Raw genomic sequence first — 6,251 nt, 5'->3', positions numbered from 1 at the left:
CAGGCTCTATCCCTTATTAAACAAGCTGTTTAGCCTTCTTGTCACCCGTTAAGCTTTCGGAGATTGCCTGCAACTAAGATGGTTTTGGGGGTAGTGCTAGATTGCATACTAGTAACTGCTCCTGTAAAGCTCGATTATCGTCGATATTCGTCGCCAAAATCGCCAATCAGACGACTTGCGTTTGATAAGGCCATATTTTTAATTTTCAATTATCTAATGCCAACCAGTGTCGGCTTGTTCAAGAACATAAACAGCAACAGCTTCTATTTGCTGTGATGTGAGACGGTCTTTGTAGGCTGACATATTATTTTTACCATTAGTGACTATGGATGCGATCGCCTCGACGGAATCCATACCATATTTCTGGAGGGCTTTCTTGTGCAAGTTTTTACCCCGCCTGATGATGTTACCGCCATTGATATGACACCCCGCACAATGAACACTAAACACTTCTGCACCATTACTGGTATCTGAGGCGATCGCAGGCAATGTAAAATTACTAAAAAATAACAAAATTGTTACTAATAATACTGTTAATGGTCTTTTCATTCACATACCCCGGATACTGAATTAGCTTAGTGACATTGCAGCCCATCCTACAAAGATTCAAAGTCAGTGATAAATCCCGTATATTTGGCACAATTTTCTTGAAACGTCTCAGCATCGCTGATATCTTCTATTTTATATGCCATAATCCGTGTTTCATCGGGCATTTTTTTAGAAGAAATACACTCGCATGGATACTGATCGGCCATCTTTTTAAAATCAGCCCCATATTGTTTCCAGGCATCACCAGAACAAGTAACATTTACGCGCCACATAACGAAATTGATTGACTAATAACTCATTACTTATCATCCCATAAATAGGTAAATACTTACAAACTATGTGTGGGGAGAGAGGAAGAAAAAGCAAACGGGGAACAGTCAATCAAAAAACTTACCGAATGAATCGCCTCTGTGTGTCCTCTACGCCTCTGGGGTTTGTTTAAAAAATAATGATTGCAGCTTTTACTAGCGCACAATTTATATCTAAAGGAAGTACCCAATCCTGAAAATACATTTCATAATATAGATGTAACACAATACCTAATAAAAATTAGGAATGCTTCAATATGTCTAACAACATCAAAGAAAAAATCCAAACTGACCTCAAACAAGTTCAAGAAACTGGACAATTAAGAACCGAAAGAATTCGGGAGATTGTCAAATCTGCTGTTTCTCAGGTAAGTTCAGAATTTAAAACAGGCTCAAAAGAAATTCGTTTACTTGTCAAAGATGCTGTTTCTGCTGTCATTGAAAATCTCCAAGACAAAAGTACAGAAATTAAAGAAGACGTGACAGCTTCTATTGAAGGCGCACTAGAAGGAGTTAACAGTAAAAGACATGAAGCTATTGTGAAAACCCAAGCAGAAGTCAAAAGGCTACAAGCTCAATTAGACAATGAAGAAGAACAAATTCAGCAAGAAGTTGATGGAATTTTAGCAGAAATTGAAGATACAGGTAAAGATAAAACTGCTGAAACTAAAATTGCTATTGACTCTGCGGTTAATGCCATCAAAGATAGTGAAGAAGTATCTTTATTAAAGAAACGCTATGCACAACTGCAAGCACAACTAGCTATTGTTCGCGCTAATTTAGCTGCACGGTATGGCGGACGCTCTGAGGAAGTTAAAGATTATATAGATGAAGCAAAAAACTGGTATAATCAAGCCCGTCCCCAAGCCGAAGTTTTAGCTACACAAGTAGAAGAGAAGCGATCGCAGTTAGAAGATAAACTAGGAGAAGCAGGTTCATCTCTAGCTTATAAGGAGCGCCAAATCAAACAAACTCTCAGGGAATTACTGTTATCAGCAGCTGACTTATTTAAAGATAAAGAACTTGCTGATAAAGATGAACAACTTACGAAGAAATAGCGCGCTATTTTAACCATAAATGTACATAAAATGGTTTCCAGAGTTGTCAAATATTAAAATAATAGGGTAGGTAATTACCACCCTATTTTGCTTTATCTATGGAAAAAATCATGGTAGAGAAATAGCACTGCTACATCTCTACCAAAAAAACCTAGTAAGTACCTCTGCCTGTACTCATTTGTTCTTCGTGCTTGGCAATAACCCAAACGGCATGAATACTACCGGGAAGCCAACCTAAAAGTGTCAGCAAAACATTAATTAACAAAGTTGGGCCTACACCCACTGTCAGGAAAACGCCTAAAGGAGGCAATACTAAACCTAGAAGAAAACGAACTATTTTCATGATTTGGTGCTTGTGTTTGATGAGTTGCTAATGAAGATACTGAATTGTCGTAATTCAGCTATTGGATGCGATTACTTATCTAGCTAGAAGGTAATTCACCTTGGGTATTGACATCACTACTGCTTAAAGCAGGATTTCTTGCAGCAAAATAATTGTTGATGAAGGTGCTAGCAAAAGATAGAATCACTGGACCTAGAATAAACGCAATAATTCCTCGGACTGCGAACCCAGGTACTAGCAACGCTGCTAACCAGAAACAGAAACCATTGACGATTAGTGAAAAGGCACCTAATGAAACAAAATTCAGTGGCAATGAAAGAGTAGAAAGCACTGGCTTCACTGAACTATTAATCAGTCCAATTGCGAAACCAGCAATCAAAGCCGCCGGAAAATTAGCTAGGTTAACTCCTGGAACCACTAAATCGACAATTAGTAAGCTTAGTGCTGTAGCTATGATAGTTAAAAGTGTTCCCCACATTTTTTTTACCTAAAAATAAAAGATAGAGTGTACGCGAATCTTAATTACTATCTTGAACAATATTCTCGACTTTTACATCTTTTTTCCGATAGATTTAGCTTCTACCATTAGGCTGATTATAGAAAAAACTTATAGCAGTATCTCCCCGCTAAATAAAAGGTTTTTCCCACTCCCCATTACCCCTTATCCCCAGAGGGACCCTGAGTTTCCCACTCCCCACTCCCCACCTACGCTATTGTTTGACTGCTTTCATCGATAAACTAATTCTCTTTAATTTTTCATTAACTTCTAACACCCGGACTTGCACAACTTGTCCTACTTTGACAATTTTTTTGGGGTCATCTACAAACCTGTCAGCCAGTTGAGAAATATGTACTAAACCATCTTGATGTACGCCAATATCTACAAACGCACCGAAGTTAGCAACATTTGTGACAATCCCCTCTAAATCCATTCCCACTTGTAAATCGGTGATTTCCTTAATGCCTTCTCTAAAAGTGGCATACTTAAATTCTGCACGGGGGTCTCTACCGGGTTTATCGAGTTCGCTGATAATATCTCGCAGTGTCGGTTCACCAACGCTATCGGTGACGTATTTCTTCAAGTTGGTCTTTTTGAGTTGTGCAGCAATTTGGGTCACTTGATTTAAAGGTACATCCAAATCAGCTGCGATCGCCTGCACCACTGAATAACTTTCTGGATGGACTGCGGTATTATCTAAGGGGTTATCTCCCCCACGAATTCGCAGAAAACCCGCAGCTTGTTCAAAGGCTTTTGGCCCCAACTTTGTCACCTTCAATAGTTGGCGACGATTTTTAAAGGCTCCATGCTGGTTGCGATAAGCAACAATATTATTAGCAACTGTGGCGGTAATTCCTGAAACAAAAGTTAACAATTCCTTGGAAGCGGTGTTTAAGTCTACACCAACGTAGTTAACGCAACTTTCTACGGTGTCATCTAGTTTCTTTTTCAGCAACTTTTGATCAACGTCGTGCTGATATTGTCCCACACCGATAGACTTAGGATCAATTTTCACTAGTTCCGCTAGTGGGTCTTGCAAACGGCGACCGATACTAATGGCGCCACGTACGGTAATATCCAATTCGGGAAACTCTGCGAGTGCGACTTTACTAGCAGAATATATTGATGCCCCAGATTCATTTACCATGACTTTAATCGGTTGACGGTCGATGGCTTGTAATACTTGGGTGATAAACTCATCTGTCTCGCGGGAAGCTGTACCGTTACCAATGGCAATCAACTCAATTTGATATTTTTCAATTAAAGTTTTAATAGTTTGGGCTGCTTTGGCGCGTTGTTCAGCAGCTTGATGTGGAAACACCGCCTGATATTCTAAAAATTGTCCTGTTTGGTCAAGTACTACAACTTTACACCCAGTTCTAAACCCTGGGTCTATAGCTAGAGTCGGTTTCATCCCCGCTGGCGCAGATAGTAACAATTCGCGGAGATTCGCTTCAAAGGTCTTAATTGACTCAATATCAGCATGAGTTTTCTTTAAAGAAATCACTTCACCCACGATAGAAGTCTTCATCAGCCGATTAAATGCATCTTTCAGCATCGCCTGATAAAAATCGCGGATTACGCGAACTTTTGTCTGAATTTCTTTTGATTCTAGATAAGAAAGTACCAAATCTTCGTCAAAAGCAATTTCATAGTTTAAGATTCCCTCAGCATCACCCCGACACAACGCCAACATATTATGGGGTGCAATATTTCTCACCTGAATTTGATAGTTGCGGTACATTTCAAACTTAGTTGTACCTTCGGGATAATCATTTTTAATGCGGGAAACAAAGACTCCCTCTGCTAACAGGTAATCACGCAGATATGCCCGTAGCTCGGCTTTTTCTGCTACCTCTTCCGCTAAAATATCCGCAGCACCTTTCAACGCCTCTTGGGGTGTTTTCACTTCCTGAGTTTCCGCAACATACTTCGCTGCTTCTGCTTCCAGTGATGCTATAACGCCATTCTTGACATTCAGCGACTTGATAAACTCTGCTAGTGGTTCCAGTCCTTTTTCTCTAGCAATAGTGGCGCGGGTGCGTCGCTTGGGTCGATAAGGTAGATATAAATCCTCAAGTTCAGTTTTTTGTAAACAAGCGGTAATTTTGGCTTTCAGGTCATCTGTTAGTTTATCTTGTTCGGCGATCGCATTTAAAATCACCGATTTTCGCTCCTCTAATTCGGTTAAATAACTATATCGCTCAAACAAATCCCGCAGTTGCACTTCATTCATCTCACCAGTGCGTTCTTTGCGGTAACGTGCAATAAACGGAACTGTCGCCCCCTCCGCCAAAAGTTCCAGTGCATTTTGTACCTGATAAGGTTTGAGGTCTAATTCAGTCGCCAGTAATTGGGGAATGTTCAGCATCGGGTGTGTAATATCAAAAAGGTACTCCTAGATGTAATATGCTAGATCGTTCTCTCAACAATGGCACCAAAGATTCACTTATTGACTTGACAATTAGGTAATTTCAACTTTCTCAGCTATTTATTTCTCTAGATAATTTTGACAAAAATACCCTTAGTTGTAAAATTAACCAAACTTATCACAACAGTTTCAATCTACTTTTATCAAATATTACAGTTTAGTTACGAGGATAGTGAAAATGCATTTTTCTTTTTTAATTCCGCTATGTACTGGTTTAGTAACCGGGTATGTAGCGAAAAAGTGTAATGACGAAATAGCCTATCTTACAGGATTATTTACGGTTATCAGTTTGATATTGAGTTTAGTTTTAGCACCTTGGCAATTTCAGTTAGTGCTGTTAATTCTTGTGCTGGTTAGCACCAACAGATTTTTACATTAGGATGTTCACGAGTTGATTCTTCCTGTGAGCAATGTAAAATCTAGCCTTTGGTAGATGTTGTGATTAGCTTTCTTGAGTGGAGGGTGTAACGCTTCTCCCTTTTCACCGACACAGTAGCTCTTGGTAAAAGTCCAGTTTGTGTGAATTTATTAAACAGCAACTTCACAAGCTTGAGAAACTCCCGTTAGTATCAACAGCATCAAAGGAGATATTTTCGGCTTTGCCATTGAGACAGTTGATCGTGTTTCGGCTCCTTCTTTTGCTGTCATATCCAACCTCCATGCTCCCCAGCCAATAAGCCAGACAGTTCCTGAACCAACTTCTCTCATTGCTATTTTAGGCTTAGGTGTCTTCGGCATTACCTCACTCTGCAAACGAAAACAACAAGCCGCAGCTAAATTAATTTAATACCTGCATTTGAGATGATGGTGATCTGTCCTTTAGCAACTATACAGCTCACCAACTCACTTAATGCATGGACTAAGACAGTATTATACAAAAAAAGGCCCAAGTGCCAGTAGTTTGTCTAAAAATAGTCGAAATAGACAACCATCTATTTAACCTTTTCCATTACAAATACTGCATAATTCCCCTAAAGGTCATATTTTTAGGAATGTAAATTGTGCTTTAAAATGTGATTTTTTTATAAAATATACGTATTAATATCAAGAACCATATTATCTT

General features: G+C 39.3%; 9 protein-coding genes. 3 read left to right on the top strand and 6 right to left on the bottom strand.

Annotation, left to right across the window (positions count from 1 at the left end):
* Positions 1-213: 213 nt before the first annotated feature.
* Both petJ and ACM0OS_RS03775 read right to left on the bottom strand, forming a co-directional pair.
* Positions 214-549, bottom strand: a complete 336-nt coding sequence (gene petJ, locus ACM0OS_RS03780; RefSeq protein WP_414541817.1) for a cytochrome c6 PetJ — start codon at positions 547-549, stop codon at positions 214-216.
* Between the two features lie 47 nt (positions 550-596).
* Positions 597-821, bottom strand: a complete 225-nt coding sequence (locus ACM0OS_RS03775; protein ID WP_414541816.1) for a hypothetical protein — start codon at positions 819-821, stop codon at positions 597-599.
* 293 nt (positions 822-1,114) lie between these two features.
* Between ACM0OS_RS03775 and ACM0OS_RS03770 the strand changes: the two genes are divergently transcribed.
* On the top strand, positions 1,115-1,915 hold the full coding sequence (locus ACM0OS_RS03770) for a histidine kinase (protein WP_414541815.1): 801 nt from the start codon (positions 1,115-1,117) through the stop codon (positions 1,913-1,915).
* A gap of 151 nt (positions 1,916-2,066) precedes the next feature.
* Here ACM0OS_RS03770 and ACM0OS_RS03765 read toward each other — a convergent pair whose 3' ends face one another.
* The 3 genes from ACM0OS_RS03765 to ACM0OS_RS03755 form a co-directional block, all read right to left on the bottom strand.
* Positions 2,067-2,258 carry a YqaE/Pmp3 family membrane protein gene (locus ACM0OS_RS03765; RefSeq protein ID WP_414541814.1) on the bottom strand — a complete coding sequence of 64 codons (192 nt, stop codon included), beginning with the start codon at positions 2,256-2,258 and terminating at the stop codon, positions 2,067-2,069.
* 79 nt (positions 2,259-2,337) lie between these two features.
* Positions 2,338-2,736: a phage holin family protein gene (locus ACM0OS_RS03760; protein WP_414541813.1), complete on the bottom strand. Its 399-nt coding sequence runs from the start codon at positions 2,734-2,736 to the stop codon at positions 2,338-2,340.
* A gap of 232 nt (positions 2,737-2,968) precedes the next feature.
* Entirely contained in the window at positions 2,969-5,128 is a 2,160-nt protein-coding gene (locus ACM0OS_RS03755) for a Tex family protein (RefSeq protein ID WP_414541812.1), read from the bottom strand.
* 238 nt (positions 5,129-5,366) lie between these two features.
* Here ACM0OS_RS03755 and ACM0OS_RS03750 point away from each other — a divergent pair, with 238 nt between their 5' ends.
* Positions 5,367-5,567, top strand: a complete 201-nt coding sequence (locus ACM0OS_RS03750) for a hypothetical protein (RefSeq protein WP_414541811.1) — start codon at positions 5,367-5,369, stop codon at positions 5,565-5,567.
* A 149-nt stretch (positions 5,568-5,716) separates the two neighbouring features.
* Here ACM0OS_RS03750 and ACM0OS_RS03745 read toward each other — a convergent pair whose 3' ends face one another.
* The gene (locus tag ACM0OS_RS03745) at positions 5,717-5,926 is read right to left on the bottom strand and encodes a hypothetical protein (RefSeq protein ID WP_414541810.1); all 210 of its coding nucleotides are present in this window, start codon (positions 5,924-5,926) and stop codon (positions 5,717-5,719) included.
* Here ACM0OS_RS03745 and ACM0OS_RS03740 point away from each other — a divergent pair.
* The gene (locus tag ACM0OS_RS03740; RefSeq protein ID WP_414541823.1) at positions 5,895-5,975 is read left to right on the top strand and encodes a hypothetical protein; all 81 of its coding nucleotides are present in this window, start codon (positions 5,895-5,897) and stop codon (positions 5,973-5,975) included. The two genes, ACM0OS_RS03745 and ACM0OS_RS03740, sit on opposite strands and share 32 nt — an antisense overlap.
* Positions 5,976-6,251 lie beyond the last annotated feature (276 nt).

Source organism: Nostoc sp. CCY0012 (assembly GCF_963920855.1).
Taxonomy (GTDB): domain Bacteria; phylum Cyanobacteriota; class Cyanobacteriia; order Cyanobacteriales; family Nostocaceae; genus Cyanocohniella.
This window is presented reverse-complemented; position numbering and strand designations above follow the sequence as displayed.

Bases quoted from the DNA above. Each gene is read 5' to 3' on its own strand.
- petJ (WP_414541817.1), bottom strand. From the start codon at position 549: ATGAAAAGACCATTAACAGTATTATTAGTAACAATTTTGTTATTTTTT.
- ACM0OS_RS03775 (WP_414541816.1), bottom strand. From the start codon at position 821: ATGTGGCGCGTAAATGTTACTTGTTCTGGTGATGCCTGGAAACAATAT.
- ACM0OS_RS03770 (WP_414541815.1), top strand. From the start codon at position 1,115: ATGTCTAACAACATCAAAGAAAAAATCCAAACTGACCTCAAACAAGTT.
- ACM0OS_RS03765 (WP_414541814.1), bottom strand. From the start codon at position 2,258: ATGAAAATAGTTCGTTTTCTTCTAGGTTTAGTATTGCCTCCTTTAGGC.
- ACM0OS_RS03760 (WP_414541813.1), bottom strand. From the start codon at position 2,736: ATGTGGGGAACACTTTTAACTATCATAGCTACAGCACTAAGCTTACTA.
- ACM0OS_RS03755 (WP_414541812.1), bottom strand. From the start codon at position 5,128: ATGCTGAACATTCCCCAATTACTGGCGACTGAATTAGACCTCAAACCT.
- ACM0OS_RS03750 (WP_414541811.1), top strand. From the start codon at position 5,367: ATGCATTTTTCTTTTTTAATTCCGCTATGTACTGGTTTAGTAACCGGG.
- ACM0OS_RS03745 (WP_414541810.1), bottom strand. From the start codon at position 5,926: ATGCCGAAGACACCTAAGCCTAAAATAGCAATGAGAGAAGTTGGTTCA.